Source organism: Hankyongella ginsenosidimutans (assembly GCF_005144965.1).
GTDB classification, from domain to species: domain Bacteria; phylum Pseudomonadota; class Alphaproteobacteria; order Sphingomonadales; family Sphingomonadaceae; genus Hankyongella; species Hankyongella ginsenosidimutans.
Genome location: NZ_CP039704.1, coordinates 2,671,213 through 2,687,053, shown reverse-complemented (window position 1 = coordinate 2,687,053; position 15,841 = coordinate 2,671,213). Strand labels below are relative to the sequence as shown.

At 67.0% G+C, this 15,841-nt stretch carries 25 protein-coding genes, 2 pseudogenes and 1 CRISPR repeat array; of the genes and pseudogenes, 18 read left to right on the top strand and 9 right to left on the bottom strand.

The features are described 5' to 3' along the window. Positions 1-64 precede the first annotated feature (64 nt). The gene (locus E6W36_RS22435) at positions 65-268 is read right to left on the bottom strand and encodes a DUF6702 family protein (RefSeq protein WP_342776702.1); all 204 of its coding nucleotides are present in this window, start codon (positions 266-268) and stop codon (positions 65-67) included. A 79-nt stretch (positions 269-347) separates the two neighbouring features. On the opposite strand from E6W36_RS22435, the gene E6W36_RS19740 reads away from it, so the two are divergent. Genes E6W36_RS19740 through E6W36_RS15860 form a run of 3 tightly spaced genes read left to right on the top strand, consistent with a single transcriptional unit; the run spans position 348 to position 2,051 of the window. Continuing rightward, the gene (locus E6W36_RS19740; protein ID WP_246047823.1) at positions 348-902 is read left to right on the top strand and encodes a hypothetical protein; all 555 of its coding nucleotides are present in this window, start codon (positions 348-350) and stop codon (positions 900-902) included. Between the two features lie 28 nt (positions 903-930). Continuing rightward, positions 931-1,203, top strand: coding sequence for an RHS repeat protein (locus E6W36_RS15865; RefSeq protein WP_222873224.1), 273 nt, complete (start codon positions 931-933; stop codon positions 1,201-1,203). Continuing rightward, positions 1,200-2,051, top strand: a complete 852-nt coding sequence (locus E6W36_RS15860; RefSeq protein WP_222873223.1) for an RHS repeat domain-containing protein — start codon at positions 1,200-1,202, stop codon at positions 2,049-2,051. Before E6W36_RS15865 ends, E6W36_RS15860 begins: the two co-directional genes overlap by 4 nt. Before the next feature lie 160 nt (positions 2,052-2,211). Here the strand turns inward: E6W36_RS15860 and E6W36_RS15855 are convergent, their stop codons facing one another. The 3 genes from E6W36_RS15855 to cas3 all read right to left on the bottom strand — a co-directional run bounded on the left by E6W36_RS15855 (position 2,212) and on the right by cas3 (position 5,046). Continuing rightward, on the bottom strand, positions 2,212-2,493 hold the full coding sequence (locus tag E6W36_RS15855) for a hypothetical protein (protein WP_222873222.1): 282 nt from the start codon (positions 2,491-2,493) through the stop codon (positions 2,212-2,214). Positions 2,494-2,500: 7 nt separating this feature from the next. Further along, positions 2,501-2,668: a hypothetical protein gene (locus tag E6W36_RS15850; protein ID WP_222873221.1), complete on the bottom strand. Its 168-nt coding sequence runs from the start codon at positions 2,666-2,668 to the stop codon at positions 2,501-2,503. Between the two features lie 149 nt (positions 2,669-2,817). Next, on the bottom strand, positions 2,818-5,046 hold the full coding sequence (cas3, locus tag E6W36_RS15845) for a CRISPR-associated helicase Cas3' (RefSeq protein ID WP_222873220.1): 2,229 nt from the start codon (positions 5,044-5,046) through the stop codon (positions 2,818-2,820). Here cas3 and E6W36_RS15840 point away from each other — a divergent pair. The 15 genes and pseudogenes from E6W36_RS15840 (at position 5,045) to cas2e (ending at position 11,321) form a co-directional block, all read left to right on the top strand. Beyond that, a complete protein-coding gene (locus E6W36_RS15840) occupies positions 5,045-5,215 on the top strand; it encodes a hypothetical protein (RefSeq protein WP_222873219.1) in 171 nt (56 codons plus the stop codon). The genes cas3 and E6W36_RS15840 overlap by 2 nt on opposite strands. Further along, complete coding sequence (locus E6W36_RS15835) at positions 5,212-5,430, top strand: type I-E CRISPR-associated protein Cse1/CasA (protein ID WP_222873218.1); 219 nt, start codon at positions 5,212-5,214, stop codon at positions 5,428-5,430. The genes E6W36_RS15840 and E6W36_RS15835 overlap by 4 nt, the downstream gene beginning before the upstream one ends. Next, positions 5,424-5,657 (top strand): annotated as a pseudogene (locus tag E6W36_RS23805) (type I-E CRISPR-associated protein Cse1/CasA); the annotation flags it as partial. The gene E6W36_RS15835 and the pseudogene E6W36_RS23805, both read left to right, overlap by 7 nt. Before the next feature lie 32 nt (positions 5,658-5,689). Beyond that, positions 5,690-6,718 (top strand): type I-E CRISPR-associated protein Cse1/CasA, encoded by a 1,029-nt coding sequence (gene casA, locus E6W36_RS15830; RefSeq protein ID WP_425459745.1) that lies wholly within the window; start codon positions 5,690-5,692, stop codon positions 6,716-6,718. Further along, a complete protein-coding gene (locus tag E6W36_RS15825; protein ID WP_222873216.1) occupies positions 6,715-7,077 on the top strand; it encodes a hypothetical protein in 363 nt (120 codons plus the stop codon). Before casA ends, E6W36_RS15825 begins: the two co-directional genes overlap by 4 nt. Beyond that, positions 6,966-7,301 (top strand): type I-E CRISPR-associated protein Cse2/CasB, encoded by a 336-nt coding sequence (gene casB, locus E6W36_RS15820; protein ID WP_222874522.1) that lies wholly within the window; start codon positions 6,966-6,968, stop codon positions 7,299-7,301. The genes E6W36_RS15825 and casB overlap by 112 nt, the downstream gene beginning before the upstream one ends. Before the next feature lie 31 nt (positions 7,302-7,332). Then, positions 7,333-7,728, top strand: coding sequence for a type I-E CRISPR-associated protein Cas7/Cse4/CasC (locus E6W36_RS15815; RefSeq protein WP_222873215.1), 396 nt, complete (start codon positions 7,333-7,335; stop codon positions 7,726-7,728). Further along, positions 7,698-8,441, top strand: a pseudogene (cas7e, locus tag E6W36_RS15810) (type I-E CRISPR-associated protein Cas7/Cse4/CasC); the annotation flags it as partial. The gene E6W36_RS15815 and the pseudogene cas7e, both read left to right, overlap by 31 nt. Beyond that, the gene (cas5e, locus tag E6W36_RS15805; protein ID WP_222873214.1) at positions 8,434-9,192 is read left to right on the top strand and encodes a type I-E CRISPR-associated protein Cas5/CasD; all 759 of its coding nucleotides are present in this window, start codon (positions 8,434-8,436) and stop codon (positions 9,190-9,192) included. The pseudogene cas7e and the gene cas5e, both read left to right, overlap by 8 nt. Continuing rightward, positions 9,189-9,563 (top strand): type I-E CRISPR-associated protein Cas6/Cse3/CasE, encoded by a 375-nt coding sequence (locus E6W36_RS15800; RefSeq protein WP_222873213.1) that lies wholly within the window; start codon positions 9,189-9,191, stop codon positions 9,561-9,563. Before cas5e ends, E6W36_RS15800 begins: the two co-directional genes overlap by 4 nt. A 38-nt stretch (positions 9,564-9,601) precedes the next feature. Next, on the top strand, positions 9,602-9,877 hold the full coding sequence (locus E6W36_RS19735) for a type I-E CRISPR-associated protein Cas6/Cse3/CasE (RefSeq protein ID WP_222874521.1): 276 nt from the start codon (positions 9,602-9,604) through the stop codon (positions 9,875-9,877). A gap of 64 nt (positions 9,878-9,941) precedes the next feature. Next, positions 9,942-10,466 carry a CRISPR-associated endonuclease Cas1 gene (locus tag E6W36_RS19730; protein WP_246047822.1) on the top strand — a complete coding sequence of 175 codons (525 nt, stop codon included), beginning with the start codon at positions 9,942-9,944 and terminating at the stop codon, positions 10,464-10,466. Continuing rightward, a complete protein-coding gene (locus E6W36_RS19725) occupies positions 10,459-10,653 on the top strand; it encodes a hypothetical protein (protein ID WP_246047821.1) in 195 nt (64 codons plus the stop codon). Before E6W36_RS19730 ends, E6W36_RS19725 begins: the two co-directional genes overlap by 8 nt. Then, positions 10,617-10,823, top strand: coding sequence for a hypothetical protein (locus E6W36_RS19720; protein WP_246047819.1), 207 nt, complete (start codon positions 10,617-10,619; stop codon positions 10,821-10,823). Before E6W36_RS19725 ends, E6W36_RS19720 begins: the two co-directional genes overlap by 37 nt. A gap of 204 nt (positions 10,824-11,027) precedes the next feature. Then, on the top strand, positions 11,028-11,321 hold the full coding sequence (gene cas2e / locus E6W36_RS15785) for a type I-E CRISPR-associated endoribonuclease Cas2e (RefSeq protein WP_222873212.1): 294 nt from the start codon (positions 11,028-11,030) through the stop codon (positions 11,319-11,321). Between the two features lie 267 nt (positions 11,322-11,588). After that, positions 11,589-11,981: a CRISPR direct-repeat array (repeat unit 29 nt; unit sequence CTGTTCCCCGCACACGCGGGGCTGAACCG). Between the two features lie 669 nt (positions 11,982-12,650). On the opposite strand, the gene E6W36_RS15780 is transcribed toward cas2e, so the two are convergent. From E6W36_RS15780 to E6W36_RS15765, 5 genes are all read right to left on the bottom strand, one after another. Beyond that, the gene (locus E6W36_RS15780; RefSeq protein WP_281277564.1) at positions 12,651-13,502 is read right to left on the bottom strand and encodes a retropepsin-like aspartic protease; all 852 of its coding nucleotides are present in this window, start codon (positions 13,500-13,502) and stop codon (positions 12,651-12,653) included. Positions 13,503-13,641: 139 nt separating this feature from the next. Continuing rightward, on the bottom strand, positions 13,642-14,070 hold the full coding sequence (locus E6W36_RS23800; protein WP_425459744.1) for a CPBP family glutamic-type intramembrane protease: 429 nt from the start codon (positions 14,068-14,070) through the stop codon (positions 13,642-13,644). Next, positions 14,016-14,420, bottom strand: coding sequence for a hypothetical protein (locus E6W36_RS19715; protein WP_246047817.1), 405 nt, complete (start codon positions 14,418-14,420; stop codon positions 14,016-14,018). Before E6W36_RS19715 ends, E6W36_RS23800 begins: the two co-directional genes overlap by 55 nt. A 23-nt stretch (positions 14,421-14,443) precedes the next feature. After that, positions 14,444-14,986: a nuclear transport factor 2 family protein gene (locus tag E6W36_RS15770; protein ID WP_222873211.1), complete on the bottom strand. Its 543-nt coding sequence runs from the start codon at positions 14,984-14,986 to the stop codon at positions 14,444-14,446. Between the two features lie 111 nt (positions 14,987-15,097). Further along, a complete protein-coding gene (locus E6W36_RS15765; RefSeq protein WP_222873210.1) occupies positions 15,098-15,805 on the bottom strand; it encodes a hypothetical protein in 708 nt (235 codons plus the stop codon). Positions 15,806-15,841: the final 36 nt, after the last annotated feature.

The window sequence follows — 15,841 nt, the reverse complement described above, 5'->3', positions numbered from 1 at the left end:
CGTTTGAGCGGATTCCTCACTGCAAACTGCGCCGACCGGCTTGTTCGCGTAAAACACGATCTCGCTAGCCGAGGGTCGCATCCTTTGGGGCATCGCCGGCGTGGAATATCAGGGTCCTGACCGGCGTTCCGCTACCAAGGTTCACCCGGTTTTCCTGCTTGGCCCAGACATCGGTCAGGATCTGGGAGTTGACCATGAGCTTTGTTCCGGCGGGGAGTGCTGGACCTTCCTGGTAGACCCAGAGGCTGCCGCTTACCGAAACCCGCATCGACGGCGCTCAAGGCATCTCGCTCACCACCACATTCAGCTATGACGACGCGGGCCGCCTACTGAGTAAGGACGGGCCGTTGCCGGGTGCCGCTGATGCGGAATACTTCCGGTACGATATTCTCGGCAGAAAAACTTGGGAAATCTCGGCAGCAGGCATCGCGGGCAACCGGATTGCTAAGCGCTTCACGTACCGCGATGCCGACGACAAAGTTTTGTCCGTGGAAATCGGCACGCTGACCGATCCCTATGCTGCAACCATGACGGTCACCAGTCGCATGGACACAGCGTATAATGCAGCGCGCGATCCGGTGCGCGAGGCGGTGTCATCGGGCGGCTCAAACTATTCTGTTACCGACCGCAGTTTCGACGCCCGCAGTCGTCTTGTATGTCAAACCGTACGCATGAACCTGGCTGCGCTTCCCGCTTCCGGGAGCGATGCGTGTAGCCTGGGTTCCCAAGGCAGTGAAGGACCCGACCGCATCACCAAAATAATTATGACGCTGCAGGGCAGCTGCTCAAAATCCAGCAAGGCTATGGCACGTCGCTGCAGCAGGATTATGCGACCTACACCTACACGCCGAACGGCCAGCGGGCATCGGTCAAAGACGCCAACGGTAATCTTGCCAGCATGAGCTACGATGGGCATGATCGCCTGTTGCAGTGGAACTTCCGTCGAAGACCAGCGTCGGGCAGGTGAGTGCGACCGACTATGAGAGCTATGGCTATGATGCCAATGGCAACCGCGTGAGCCTGCGCAAGCGCGACAACACGTCTTTGCTCTTTACCTACGACGCGATGAACCGGATGACCCGCAAGGTGGTGCCGGAGCGCGCGGGGCTTGACCCGATGCACACCCGCGACGTCTATTACGGCTACGATGTGCGCGGGCTGCAGACCGCTGCCCGGTTCGACTCGGCGAGCGGGCCGGGGTGACGAACAGCTACGACGCCTTTGGGCGTGTGACGGCGCAGACGATCACCCTGGACGGGGTGAGCCGGACGCTGGGTTACGCCTACAACGCGGCCGGGGACCGCACGCAGGTGACGCACCCGGACGGGACCCGGTTCGACTATGCCTATGATGGCGCGCGGCGTCTGCAGTCGGTGTCGGCGAACGGCGGCGGTGTTGCGACCTTCGGGTACGATGCGCAGGGCCGGCGCACGCAGCAGGCGCTGGGGGCTGTGGGGGCGGCCTATGGCTATGACGGGATCAGCCGTCTGCAGAGCCTCAGCCACGATCTGGCGGGCACGGCAGACGACCTGCGCTTGGACTTCGGCTATAACCCGGCGGGTCAGCTGGTCAGCCGTGCCCGCTCGAACGACCGTTACGCCTGGAACGGCTATTCCAGCATCAGCCGGGCCTATGCGGTCAATGGCCTGAACCAGTATACCTCGGCGGGCGGGCTGGCGTTCAGCTATGATGCGAACGGCAACCTGACCGGGGACAGCCGGGGCAGCTATCTGTACGATGTCGAGAACCGGCTGGTTGGGGTGTCCGGTGCTTTGAGCGCGACGCTGCGCTATGATCCGCTGGGGCGGCTGTATGACGTGACGGGCGTGCTGCGGCGGCGCTATGTGCATGGCAGCGACGCGCAGGTGGACGACCCTCTGTTCTGGTACGAGGGCTCGGGGCTGACGGACCGTCGCGGCCTGCACACGGACCACCAGGGCTCGGTGGTGGCGGTGAGCAGTGCCGCCGGCACCCTGGCCGCCGCCAACAGCTACGACGGAAGCGAAGCTGAATCCTGCCCGATATCTTCCCGCTACAGATGCGCCGATTAGACCTTGATCGTTTCAGATTGAATCAATCTGAAACGATCAAGGTCTAATATATTGAATAGAGCCTGATTCACGCTATCGATTGAAGCAATCATGCTTCAACCTCAACCGATCAGGCTCTAACGAAGAGGCTCGGGCTTGATGCTGGGCAGTGCCGCAAGGGTCAGCGCCGGTTCGTGAGAAATTGAAGGCCCGTGACCCGCGAATAGATCAAGCGCTGCTCGGCATCGGTGGAGTCGCGAAGGCGGCCGGTCCAGCCGCCAGCCCCATCCGGCAGCAGCGGTATGAGCAGTAGATCGGACGCGGCAGCGAGCGCACGCGGCCACTGCGCTCGTGTCGCGTTTATGGCGGCGGCAAGCCCGGCGTCATCCAGTGTCACCTCTGACGCCGCCTGGCGATAGGGCAGCTGCAGTTCCGAGAGCCGCCAGTCGGTTGGTTCATCCATTATGCTGTCAACGGGCGTGCCCCGCTGTCAGAGTCCCCTGAACGCGCGCGAGCGGCATGAGTCGCGTGCCGTCCCAGCAGCCGAGCCTCAGCCGGACCATCACCTCTCCCAGCCGGGTGCGGGCGCGGTCCTCGTCCATGTAGCTACTGGATGCGGCAGCGAACCCACCGTCCACCCGCAGTGCCGACCCGCCGCGGCGCGCTGTGCGGAGGCGGTCCCCGCTGCCTTGTCAACAAAACGCTCCAGGACCGGGGCAGCGCGGGGCGATTTCCGCATCCTCCAACGCCTGCTCGAGCAGCAGGCGCGGGTTCGCGCTTCGAAGGTTCAGCCCGGCCATGGCGACCTGGAGGCTCGACCACAGCCGGGCATGGTTTTGATAGACCCGTCCGGCACGGGGAGCAGGCTGGAAAGCCACTTTTCATCGACCACCACGTCGGGGTCGGGTGCCAGCAGGCGCAGGACGGGCGCGGGGCGCGGCCCCGGTCGTGGCGCTGCAGCCGGCCGGCGCGCTGCACCAGCAGGTCGAAGGGCCAGGTCGCTGACCATGACATCGAAGTCCAGATCCAGAGACTGCTCGACCACTTGGGTAGCAACGAGGATCTGCCCGCGGCGTTCATCGTCCGTGCTCGCCTTGCCGAAGCGCTTGACGACCGCCGTCTCGATGCGCGCCCGGTCCGCTCGGGTGAAGCGCGCGTGGAACAGGGCCGGCGTCAGGTCCGGCGCGCGCGCCTTGAGGCGCGTCCAGGCATCGATCGCATCCTGGACGCTGTTGCGGATCCACACCGCACACAGCCCGGCGCGGGCCGCGCCGATAACCGTATCGAGCGCCGCCTGCTCACTCTCGAGGCGCTCGACGGCAAGGTCGCGCCGCGTGCCGCGCGACGAGGCGATCGGCTGCTCGACAACGCCGCTGGCGTCGAGCCGGCTGACCATGGGAAAGGCGTCGCACTGCGCCCGGGTGACCGCATGCGTCCGTCCCCGCCGGCCGGCATCAAAGGCCGCGAGCAGCTTCGTCTTGACCGTGCGGGTCAGCGTTGCCGACAGCAGAACAGCACTGCCGCCGAGCGCCGCCTGGAAGCCGAGCAGCGTGGTGATGAGTTCGGTGGTGTAGGTGTCGAAGCTGTGCACCTCGTCGATGACCAGCAGCTGGCTGGCGAGCCCGGCGAGCCTCAGGCTGTTGAAGCGGGTGGGCAGCACGCCGAGCAGCGCCTGGTCGATGGTGCCGACGCCGATCTGCGAGAGGAAGGTCTTGCGCCGGTCATCGTGCAGCCAGGCGCAGGCCTGGGCCGAGGCGGATGCGGCGTCGCCGCCATAGCCGCCATCGTCGGCCGCGGCCAGGGTCTGCGCCATCGTCAGCGCCGCAAAGTCGGGATGAAGATCGGCTGCATCATGGGCCAGCGTCAGCGTGGGGTGCGTGTCGGGCGCGAACAGCTGGCGATAGGCGCTGGCGAGGCGGGTGAAGAGCATGTTGGCGCTCGCCTTGGTCGGCAGAGCCCAGTAGAGGCCGGTCGCCTTGCCCTGCGCCATCAGGCGGTGGGCGAGCAGCAGCGCTGCCTCGGTCTTGCCTGCGCCGGTCAGGTCCTCGAGGATGACGAGCGTGGGGCCGTCATCGAGCGGCAGGTCAGCCGCCGCCTGCTGGAGCGGCGTTGCCTGCGCGCCCGCAGGCAGCAGCGTGGAGACGGCAAGGTCAGCGGCAGGGGCGCGTTGAGCAGCCCGGCCTGCTGGACGGCGCGACCCGCCTGCTGCTGCGCCCGGGCCCAGTAGGCGGCAAGGCCTTCGACCGGCCCGATAGGGGAACCAGCGCTGGCTGCTGCCCAGCCAGTCGGCAAGGATGCACAGGCCCGCGACCAGCCAGGTCTCGGTTGGCGGCGGCCCGTCCTCGTTGTCGTCTGCCGGCGGCGACAGGCGCGTCTCGGCTTCGTCGAGGGCGAGCAGCTTGGCGAGCGCCGTGACGAACGCCGCCGTGGCCTCGATACTCGACTGTGAAACAAAGTCAGCCAGGATCGGGTGTTGATGAGCGATCGGCGCGCCATGATGCGACCAGGCGCAGACCAGCCACTCCATGAACCGATGTTGCGCTTGCTCATCCCGGAGGCGCAGGATTTCCGGCCCCTTGATTTCCTCCCACAGCGGCCAGGCGAAGGCTCCATGATCGAAGCCGAGGGGCTGGGGCCGGCTCCGTCCAGCGGGCCAGAGGCTGGCAGACATCCACAATTCGTCGCCCGCCTTTCGCTGAAAGGCATCAGCCCCTTTGCCGAGGTCGTGCAGCGCGGCCACCGCGATGAGCCAGCGCCGCGCCACCACATCGCTCAGTCCCGCATGCCGCGCGATCCGGGTGAGCAGATGCGGCCAGGCGTCGAGCAGCGCCGCCATGGACGCCGCGACGTCCAGCGCGTGGTAGGCGAGCGGATGCCACTCCGGGCCCGCCGCCTGCGGCCGCGCCTTTCCCCAGTAAAGGGCGATGAAATCGGGAGTCGTCAGGACCGCAACTCGCTTTACAACGTCTTTATGTTCTTCTAACGTTCTCTCGCGTAGATCGCAAGGAGGACTCATGACGTTCAACCTGCTGACGTCGCCGTGGCTACCGGTCCGGCGGCGACTGAGCGGCTTTGCCTGGGTGGCGCTGCCGATGATCGCGCCGGGCAAGACCAATGACGGCCCGATCGATGACGACTGTGTCGAGGCGCTCGCCTTCCCCGGCCCGACTGGAATGCGGCGGTGACGGAGTGGCTGATCGGCATCCTCGCGGCCGCGTGGCCGGCGGCCGATGCCGTGCGCTGGCGCCGGGGCTGGCGGGAGCCGCCGAGCCCCGACGGGCTGGCGCAGGCCCTGGCACCTCTCGTGCCGCACTTCAATGGCGACGGAGATGGCCCGCTCGCCTTTCAAGACCATGACCCGTTGCCGGACGCGGAAGAAAAGAGGTCGCCCAGCTGCTGATCGATTCTCCCGGCGCGATCACGCTGACCAAGAACACCGACCTGTTCATCAAGCGCGATCGCACCGCCGCGCTTTGTCTGCCTTATGCCTATGCCGCGCTGATCACGCTGCAGACCTATGCGCCCTCCGGCGGTGCTGGGCACCGCACGTCGATGCGCGGCGGCGGGCCGCTGACCACGCTGATCGCCCCGCGCGAGGCCGGGTCACTCTGGCAGCGGCTGTGGGCCAATGTGCCGATGGCGCGGGAACGGCCGGCGACATGGCCGGCGGACGATCCACGCTGGCCGCTGGCCTTCCCTGGCTCGCGCCGACGCTGGTGTCCGACAAGAAGGTCGTGGTCGGCCCGGACCGGGTCACGGACTGGCTGCCGTTCTTCGCCTGTCCGCGCCGCATCCGTCTTGCGGTCGAGCGGGAAGGGGTCTGCGCGCTCGGCGGCCCGGCCGATTTCGGCATCGTGCGCCAGTATCGCACCCAGAATTACGGCGCGAACTACACCGACTGGACGCACCCGCTGTCGCCCTATCGCACCGACCCCAAAGGCGTGCGCTTCCCCGTCCACCCCAATCCCGGCAGCCGCGGCTATCGGGGCTGGCTCGGCATCTGGGGCGGCGGCAGCGTCGAGGCCAGCCGGAGCGTCGCGGCGTGGGACGACAAGCGCCGCGACCTCGAGGTCGACCCGCGCGCCGACGTCAGCGCCTGGGGCTATGACATGGACAATATGAAGGCGTGCGCCTGGGTCGATGATCGTGTCCCCTGGTTCGCCTTCGATCAGCCGGAGGACCGGAAGGCCTGGCTGAGCCGGGCCAGCGCCGCGATCGAGGCGGCAGGCGTCGCCGCCGCGGCCCTCGGCCTTGCCATCCGCCGCGTCCGTGCCGGCGTCTTCTCGCGCGATGCCAATGGAACCGAGCAGTTCCGTGTGCGGGAGGACGCATCGCTCGATCTGTCGGTCGATGCCCAGTCGGCCTTCTGGGCCGAGACTGAACCGCTGTTCCGCACCTGGCTCGATAAGCTGGCACGGGCACCCGATGACCCGCAGCAGACGCACCTCCGGGACTGGCGCGACGGGCTGCGCCACGCGACGCTGGCTCTGTTCGACCGCTTCGCCGGCCTGCCCGAGGACGGCGACAGCACGCCCGATGCAATGAAATGCTGGGCGAAGGCCCGCGCCGCGCTCGACCGTGCCTTCAGCGACCACGCCAAGGCCGAAGTGACGGCGGCGCTGAAGCTCGACATCCCCGACACCCAAGGCGGCAAGCGCCGCAAGGCAAAGCAGGAGCCCGTGCCATGACGAGTGAGACGACCGAGGACGTGCGCGCCCGCCAGGGACGAGTCTGCAAAGAGTGGTGGAAGGCCCTCCACCCTTCGCCCGACACGGGCCCGATGCGCCAGGCGCGCGCGCAGCTGCGCCGCATCCGCGCGCCGATCAGCGCCAATGGTCGCGCACTCGACGTGGTGGCCGCCTGGGAGGTGGCGGCCTTCCGCGACCTGAAGGCAGGGCTGGACCAGGCCTGTCCCGAGCTAAACGCTTTTAGCGACTGGCGGATCAAGGCACAGGTCGTCTGTGCTGCTGTCCTGCCCATGTCCGCGACGACCTGGGCACCATCGCCACCGCCAAAGCGCTCGGTGCGGGCGAGCAGGGGCCGGTGATGGCGGAAAGCCGGTTCAAGCGCCTGCTGCGCCAGGGCCATGACGATATCGCCGAGCTGCTCGACCCGATGATTCAGGCGGTCCACCTGCTCGGTAATGCCGCGCCGGTCGCTGACCTTGCCGTCAGCCTGCTGGACTGGACGCCACGGCGCCGCCTCCGCTGGGCGCAGGCCTACTGGGCCCAGCCGGCGACTGCCGAAGCCCCTCACGCCCCGACACTCTGATTCTAGGCACTCTGAACAAGGAACCCACCCGATGACCACGTTCGTGCAGATCCACATGCTGATCGACTATCCGGCCGCCAACCTGAACCGCGACGACAGCGGCCGGCCCAAGACCCTCATCTATGGCGGGGCGCAGCGGCTGCGCGTCTCCTCCCAGAGCATCAAGCGCGCACTGCGCACCGGCCCGACGTTCGTGGAGCGGCTGGCCGGAGCACTCGGCACCCGCGCGCAGAGCTTTGGCCAGCTGCTCGAAGCCGCCCTGATGGGGCCGCCGCACAACCTTGCCCGCAAGGACGCGGTCGAGCGCTCCCAGCGCGTCATCGCCAACGACAAGCTCGGCAAGCTGAAAAGGCCAAGGATGCGGATGAGCCGACCTCCGACACCGAGCAGCTCGCCCATCTGGGGCCGGACGAGATCGACCGGCTGACGGCGCTGGCTGTCCGGCTCGCCGCGGGCGAGACGCTCGACCCCAAGCAGATGGCGGTGCTCGTCGAGCGACCGAAAGCCGCCGACATCGCCATGTTCGGCCGGATGCTCGCGGACAACCCCGGCTATAATGTGGAAGCAGCCGTGCAGGTCGCGCATGCCTTCACCACCCATCGGCAGGAGGTGGAGGATGACTATTTCACCGCCGTCGACGAGCTGAAGGCCGCGCGACGCCATGAGGATCGCGGCGCCGGCTTCGTCGGCGTCCAGCAGTTCGGCACCGGCCTGTTCTATCACTATGCCTGCCTCGATGCCTCGCTGCTGAAGGCCAATCTGTCGGGCGATGCCGGCCTTGCCGCCCGGGCCGCCGGCGCGCTGGTCGCCGGGCTCGCCACGACCTCGCCCAAGGGCAAGCAGAACAGCTATGCCAGCCGCTCCATCGCCCGCTACGGCCTGGTCGAGGTCGGCGGCCAGACCCCGCGCACCCTGGCGAGCGCCTTCCTCAAGCCGATCGCCAGCCATGACGTCTTCGCGGCTTCGGTGGAAGCACTCCAGAACCTTCGCCTTGAGTTCGAGAGGGTTTACGGCCCAGGCTGCGACGCGGATGCCGAGTTCATCGTGCAGGCGGACGAGAAGAGCACTGACACGCTCGAGACGCTGGTCGCGTTGGCGCAGACGGCCGCGCGCGATGCGCAGGCTCCGCGCCATGGCTGACCCGCGCTCCCATCTGCTGTTCACGCTGGCCGGGCCGATGGCGGCGTTCGGCGACGTCACCGTCGGCCAGCTTCGCTCGACCTGGGATCGGCCGTCGAAGTCGGCGGTGCTCGGCCTCGTTGCCGCCGCACTTGGCATCCCGCGCGCGCAGAGCGCCGACCATGCCCGACTCCACGCCACGCTGGGCTTTGCCGTCCGGGTCGACCGGCTCGGCGAAGCGCCACACGACCGGCCGGCAATCGTGCTGCGCGACTATCACACCGCCCAGGCGCCATCGAGCGGTCGCGACCGGCGCTGGGCGACGCGGCGCGATGAGCTGGCCGAGCCTGACCGGCTGAACACGGTCCTGTCCGACCGCTGGTACTGGGCGGGCTTTGCTGCGACCGTCGCGCTGTGGGCACGGTCGAGCGATGCGCCGCCGCTTGCGGACATCGCCGCCGCGCTCGACCGCCCGGCCTATGCGCTCTATCTCGGACGCAAGTCCTGCCCGCTCAGCCAGCCGCCGGCACCGCGCCTCATCGACGCGCCGAGCCTTCCGGCGGCCTTTGCGGCCTATGACGAGGCGCTTAAGGATGGTGCCCGCGCCCGCATCACCGCCGGCCCTGTCCTCTGGGCGGACGATGATCATGAGAGCGGTGCTCCGGACCAGTGCGAGGTGCGCCGCGATACCGTGGTGCGCCGCGAAGCCTGGGTGTTCGAGGACCGGGTGCAGCACCGCCTGCTCATGCCGTCGCCGGAGGCAAGCGCATGAGTGCCGACATCCTCTATCTCACCCGTGCGGTGTTGAGCCCCGCCTCGCGCAACATCGCCGCGCTGCTGCGCCAGGCGTCGCGCGCCGATGCTGGGCACAGCCTCATCTGGTCGCTGTTCGAGCAGCAGGAGGGCGGGCCGGCCCGCTTCCTGTTCCGTGAGACCGAGCCCGGCCGACGCTGGCTGCTGCTCGCAGGAGGTGCCGACGCCATCCACCGACCTCTGGACCCTGGAGACGCGGGAATTCCAGCCCGACCTCGCCGCCGGCAGCCTGGTGCGCTTCGCTGCGCGCCAACCCGGCGGTCAGCGTCGCGACGGACGTGCGGCATGCGGACGGCAGCCGCATGCGCGGCCACCGGGCCGATGCCGTAATGCACGCGCGCTGGGCCATCTCCCCATGAGCGCGCCGGCTGGACGGCGGCCGACACCGAAGCGGCGGCGCTTGCCTGGCTGTACGCGCGGGAGGAACGGCTGGGCCTCGCGTTCGACCGGGAGGCCTGCCTCGCCATGGCCTATCGCCAGCAGCGCGTCTGGCGCCGGGCGCCGATCCGGTGCGTTTCTCGACCATCGACTATGAAGGCGTCGCCCGGGTCGAGAATCCGGCCCGCCTCCAGGCCGCGATGGCGCACGGCGTCGGCCGGGCCCGGCGCTATGGCTGCGGCCTGCTCCTGGTGCGGCCGGCGTGAGTCTCTCCGCCCCGCCGCCGGGGCGCCGCCGCCACGGCCCATCCCGATCAAGGACCGGGCGGCGATGCTCTTTATCGACAAGGGCGAGCTCAACGTGCTCGACGGTGCCTTTGTCGTGGTCGACGCGAATGGCGTGCGCACGCACATCCCCGTGGGCGGCCTCGCCTGCCTGATGCTGGAGCCCGGCGCGCGCATCAGCCACGCCGCCGTGACGCTGGCCGCCCGCGTCGGCTGCCTCATCCTCTGGGTAGGCGAGGCGGGAGTGCGGCTGTACGCCAGCGGTCAGCCTGGCGGGGCACGGTCCGACCGGCTGCTGTTTCAGGCACGGCTGGCGCTCGACGACGGCGACAGGCTGACGGTCGTGCGCAAGATGTATGCGCTGCGCTTCAAGGAGGAGCCGCCGGCGCGCCGCTCGGTCGATCAGTTGCGCGGTATTGAGGGCCCGGGTGCGAGAGATGTACCGCATCCTGGCCCAGCGCTACGGCGTTCATTGGAGCGCGCGGCGGTACGAGGTCGGCGATTTCGATGCGGGCGACCTTCCCAACCGTTGCCTCAGCCAGGCGACGAGTTGCCTGTATGGCGTGACTGAGGCAGCGGTGCTGGCTGCCGGTTACGCCCCGGCCATCGGCTTCCTCCATTCCGGTAAGCCCCTTAGCTTCGTCTACGACATCGCAGACATCGTGAAGTTCGACACCGTCGTCCCCGTTGCCTTCCAGGTAGCGGGGAGGCGCGCAAGGGCATGGCCAGGGCCAGTGCCGACCCGGTTGGTGAAGTAAGGCGGCGTTGCCGCGACTCATTCCGCCGTACCAATCTACTGGAGCGGCTCATCCCGCTGATCGAGGAGGTGCTGGCCTCGACCGGCCGCACCCCGCCCGAGGCGCCGGAAGAGGCGATGCCGGTCGCCATTCCTGAAACGCCGTCGGGCGACAGCGGCCACCGGGGCTAGCGATGGTGCCCACACAGAGCTGCAGTGAACAATTCATCCTGGCCCCGGCCTTCGCCGGGACCGGCTACGGCGAGGATTCAAGAACACCTGCATTTGCGCACGAGCGCCGGTGCTCACCAACATACTGAAATACGGTCAAAACAAAGATCGGCTGACAACATTGATGGCCAATTGCGTGACCGCCTTGGCGAGAGATAAACTGTTATGTTCCTGATCATTGTCAACAATGCCCCGCCCAGACTGCGCGGGCGGCTGGCGGTCTGGCTGCTGGAGGTGCGTGCCGGCGTTTATGTCGGTGCCTATTCCCGTCGGACGCGCGAGCGCATCTGGGACGATGTCAAGGAACTACTGGGCCCAGACGGTGACGCAGTGCTGGCATGGGCCGCGCCCAACGACGCAGGCTTCGACTTCGAGACGCTGGGTGCCGGACGACGCGAACCCTGTGACCTTGACGGGTTCAAACTCGTTCGTTTCAAACCCGACGCAGGCGTGGCATAGCACTTTCAGGGGCGGTATTGGTCTCCTGTTTCTCGGTGCGCTCTTTGACATTGTGAAAAGCTTTGTGATCCAATAGTTTCTGGGAAGTCTGTTCCCGCACACGCGGGGCTGAACCGACATCCGATGGTTTTACGACCAAGATGCGACCTGTTCCCCGCACACGCGGGCTGAACCGGCGCTGGGGCAGGCGGCGCGCACGACTGGCAGCTGTTCCCGCACACGCGGGGCTGAACCAGGATGGTCGAGCGGCAGGATGATGCCGTCCATCTGTTCCCCGCACACGCGGGGCTGAACCGCCGGCGCGGGCCATCGCCTCGGTCAGCGCACTCTGTTCCCCGCACACGCGGGGCTGAACCGCCTTCGTCATGGCGATCCAGGGCTGGTACGGACTGTTCCCCGCACACGCGGGGCTGAACCGTCGCCGATATTATGCGTGGCAGATGCGCCGGCCTGTTCCCCGCACACGCGGGGCTGAACCGCCGACAGGCCAGTGGGTCAAGAGCAAGCTGGACTGTTCCCCGCACACGCGGGGCTGAACCGTCAGTCCCGAACTAGCGGCGTCGGCTCTGGCCCTGTTCCCGCACACGCGGGGCTGAACCGGTTTTTCTCGAGCGTATAAAGCACCTACAGGTCTGTTCCCGCACACGCGGGGCTGAACCGATCAACGACACGCTCACCAATCTCAGCCGCAACTGTTCCCCGCACACGCGGGCTGAACCGACGGTGACCGTGGGTGTGCGGATTTTGCGACGCTGTTCCCCGCACACGCGGGGCTGAACCGTCGCCTTGAGCAACATCGCCACATAGCTCAGCCTGTTCCCGCACACGCGGGGCTGAACCGATCGAGGCCGCCATGGCACGCGTGCTGAAAACTGTTCCCGCACACGCGGGCTGAACCGTCGAGGCCGCGGCGCGGCATTGCCCAGATCCCTGTTCCCCGCACACGCGGGGCTGAACCGCCGACATGCCCGCCGCCCGGCCGCTCAAAACCTGTTCCCCGCACACGCGGGCTGAACCGCGCGCGGTTTCAGGATCGTGCCCGGCGGCGCTCTGTTCCCGCACACGCGGGCTGAACCGCAATCATGGACGCGCGGGTCCGTTGTATGACGCTGTTCCCGCACACGCGGGGCTGAACCGCGTTAACTAGGTCGCTCATCGTCATGTCCTTTCTGTTCCCGCACACGCGGGCTGAACCGGCGCTCACTTTCGCGCGCAACAGCGCCGGGCTCTGTTCCCGCACACGCGGGGCTGAACCGTTCTTCTCCAGCTTCTCCGGCATACAGTTCTACTGTTCCCGCACACGCGGGGCTGAACCGGACTCTGGATCGCTCACGCAGGCACCGCGGTACTGTTCCCGCACACGCGGGGCTGAACCTCCAGAATAATCCCGCGAGGCAGATCATGACAACTGTTCCCCGCACACGCGGGGCTGAACCGAGCACATCCATGGGCGTGATCCGCCGCATTCTCTGTTCCCCGCACACGCGGGCTGAACCGGGTCAGCAGCGCGTTTATGTCCCTGACGAAGTCTGTTCCCGCACACGCGGGCTGAACCGGTGCCGTCCGACGACAATACGATTGCATTGTTCTGTTCCCCGCACACGCGGGCTGAACCGTTGCCGTCGAACGGGGCCTCGACACTGATCGACTGTTCCCCGCACACGCGGGCTGAACCGCGGCAGCGCGATCGGCGGACGCAGCGGCGGCGCTGTTCCCGCACACGGGGCTGAACCGACGCTCGCCGAACGCGGCGTGCGCTATGGTGACTGTTCCCGCACACGCGGGCTGAACCGGAATGGCGACGCCATTTCCATCGTAGCTGAAAAGCTCCGGCACCATGAATGACAGCTCGCGCTCTTCGTAGTCGATCCGGGTCACGAAGCGCTCAAGCACTTCGAAGCCGACGACGCCGTCGATCTGCGCTGAGCCGAACACGTTCGGAGAATCCGCGAGCGAGATCACCGCGTATTCGTGGTCGCGGATATGGACATCGCCGATCTGCATGTCGGCGACCTGCGTCACGCCGGTGTCGACGCGCTGCTCCCCGGCGCCGCCGCTCTGGCCAGCGCCCTCGACGTCAAGTCCGAGTTCCGCGGCGGCTTCCGGCGTAAGGATGTAGCCTGCGCCGGTGTCGAAGATGACGCGAAGCGGCCGCCCATTGAACCTGGCGTCGACGACGATGCGATTGTCGATCAGATCGAACGGGACAGGGACGACCAGTCATCAGCAAGTGGCGCCGTCGGAGCGGGCAGCCTCTCGGCGCAGGATGTCATCGCTATCGCAGCCGCGCTGACGAAAATCGCTCGCCACAGAGCCCGCGTCATGGGAGCAGCTCCCCAGGCTGCCTGTCGCCACGTTCGCGGGCCGGTGGCGCGCCGTCGTTCCTGTTCTTCAGCGGCACAAGCCAACCAAGTCGTGGCGCGACGAAGCAGAACACAACCGCCAGCGCGATCGCGGCGAAGCGGAGGGCGTTCGCGTAGGTTCCGCCAAGCGCCGTGTCGTCGACGGCGAAGACGCTCCAATAGAGATTGAGGAGCGCATGACCCGCAAACGGCGCCCAGATGTTTCCGCCCCACTGGATGAAGATGTAGGAGAAGACGACAGAGCCGAGCGCCGTGATGGCTAAGATGCCGGCGATCTCCGCCGGGTCCTGCGACTGATAGAGGTGGGAGAGCGCGAAGGTGGCGGCCGGCGTCAGCGCCGCCGGCCAGAAGGACCATCCCGCGCGCTTGTAGAGCTGCCCGAACAGAAAACCCCGGAAAAGATTTCCTCCACGAGCGGATAGAACAGGCTGCCCATCAGCAGGCCAGTGATGCTTAGCGAGGCGCTGAGAGGAAGCTTGAGCGCGAAGCCAACGAGGGCGGGCGCCGTGACGACAAGGCCGAACAGGAGAGCCGGAAACGGGTTTCTCAGAACGCCGAGGTCGCCGACGATCTGCCGAACGCCTCCGCCGTCGAGCGACATGACAAGCAGCGGCGCGACAATCGCATAGAGAAAGAAGAAGACCAGCCAGCCCGCTTCGCCGAGCGGCTCCATCGGCAGGGCGTCATAGATGGGGTACTGGAACGCCGCCACGACGACGAAAGCCAGAACGATCAAGGCGTATCTTATCCTCATCCCGTTCATTGGTTCGATGTCTCAATTCGCGTGAGCTGCTGGCCGACGATTCGCCAGTTTTCCTCCCGCCGGGCGTAGATCCGCGTGTATCGGGAGACGCTCGAGGAGGCGCGCGCGCCGATCCGCACATCAAGCTTTGCCCGCCCCGTCACGATCGCGGCGTCGCCGAAGAGGCGCACTGATATGTCGTCGAGCTCAAATCCGCGCACCTCGATGCCCGGGGCCGGCGCGATGTCGGCGATTTCGGTCGCCTTGTCGCGCAGCTCGCCGCGGCTGCTCGTGGCGACGAAATCGTTGGCGATCAGCCTCTCAAGGGTCGCCACGTCTTGTTGGCGAACGGATGATTCATACTGGGATTCAAGGCCGAAGGTCGGCTTCGCCGCCGGACTGCGCCGAGGCCGCGATGGGAAAGATCCCCACGCCGAAGAAGGCGAGGGAAATGGCGAGACGGCGGCACTTCGCAGATGTTTCTCCCCGATCGCGTGCGTCGCGATGCGAGCAGCGGCGTGACTAAGTAAAATGAAACTCGACGACACGTTCAGGTTCATGGTGCCAACTACATGGAAGCATTGTATGCGCGGGCATAGATCAGTAATCTGGCCTGTGCCCATGCTGTCGGTACAAAGATGGAGTTCCGACATCCTATTGGACAGGATCAGTCACGGGCGCTGCACGGAGCCATTTGTCGATCGCTTCATTGCCGAGCGCCGTCGCGCCCGTTTTTCGATTTCAGCCGGGGACAGGTCACCGGCCGACTGACGGGCGATGAGCCAGTCGACGAACACGCCGCCCTTTTCCGGGTAGTTGGTCTCGCGGACGAGGTCGTAGAAGGCGGCCGCAAGCACGTGCATGCCGTCGTCGGCCGCGATCCAGCGCTCCCGGGGATCGTCGGCGAATCCCAGCCGTTCGGAGACGATCTGCTCAAGGGCCTGGACGACATCTTCCTCGGCAAGACCTGCGACAGAATTGTAGCCATAGGACGGGTCGTGACGTGCGACGGCCGAAGCGATCAGAGGATCGTCGCCGAGATGGTCCACCAGCGCCCTGACGCGTGGATCGGAGAGATCGAGCATCGGATGAAGCGGCTCATGGGCTGCATTTCGCAGCACGATTTCAGCTGGATAGGAGGCGTGTGTCAGGAATCTCTGGCCCTGGATGCGGATTCCGTGCGGCTCGGAGAAATGCAGCACGATGACTTCGATAGAGTCTCCGCCGTCCCGGCCGGTGAGGCGGCGCTGCTCGCCGAGCACGTCATAGCGCGATAGCTCGCGCCGAAGCCCGGCGGCGCGTGCGTCAATCTTGGGCTTGAACTCGCGCGCCCACCACTCTCTGAAACCAGCGCGCTTCATCGCAGCGAGCGTGGTCACGACATCGGGCTGGACCCGCTCGAACAGGCTCCAGGA

Coding starts and splice junctions, on each gene's coding strand:
- E6W36_RS15825 (WP_222873216.1), top strand. CDS start 6,715: ATGACGAGTGAGACGACCGAGGACGTGCGCGCCCGCCAGGGACGAGTC.
- E6W36_RS15800 (WP_222873213.1), top strand. CDS start 9,189: ATGAGTGCCGACATCCTCTATCTCACCCGTGCGGTGTTGAGCCCCGCC.
- cas3 (WP_222873220.1), bottom strand. CDS start 5,046: ATGAGTCCTCCTTGCGATCTACGCGAGAGAACGTTAGAAGAACATAAA.
- E6W36_RS19730 (WP_246047822.1), top strand. CDS start 9,942: ATGCTCTTTATCGACAAGGGCGAGCTCAACGTGCTCGACGGTGCCTTT.
- cas5e (WP_222873214.1), top strand. CDS start 8,434: ATGGCTGACCCGCGCTCCCATCTGCTGTTCACGCTGGCCGGGCCGATG.
- E6W36_RS15815 (WP_222873215.1), top strand. CDS start 7,333: ATGACCACGTTCGTGCAGATCCACATGCTGATCGACTATCCGGCCGCC.
- E6W36_RS15840 (WP_222873219.1), top strand. CDS start 5,045: ATGACGTTCAACCTGCTGACGTCGCCGTGGCTACCGGTCCGGCGGCGA.
- E6W36_RS22435 (WP_342776702.1), bottom strand. CDS start 268: ATGCGGGTTTCGGTAAGCGGCAGCCTCTGGGTCTACCAGGAAGGTCCA.
- E6W36_RS19720 (WP_246047819.1), top strand. CDS start 10,617: ATGGCCAGGGCCAGTGCCGACCCGGTTGGTGAAGTAAGGCGGCGTTGC.
- E6W36_RS15770 (WP_222873211.1), bottom strand. CDS start 14,986: ATGAACCTGAACGTGTCGTCGAGTTTCATTTTACTTAGTCACGCCGCT.
- cas2e (WP_222873212.1), top strand. CDS start 11,028: ATGTTCCTGATCATTGTCAACAATGCCCCGCCCAGACTGCGCGGGCGG.
- casA (WP_425459745.1), top strand. CDS start 5,690: ATGGCCGGCGGACGATCCACGCTGGCCGCTGGCCTTCCCTGGCTCGCG.
- E6W36_RS15855 (WP_222873222.1), bottom strand. CDS start 2,493: ATGGATGAACCAACCGACTGGCGGCTCTCGGAACTGCAGCTGCCCTAT.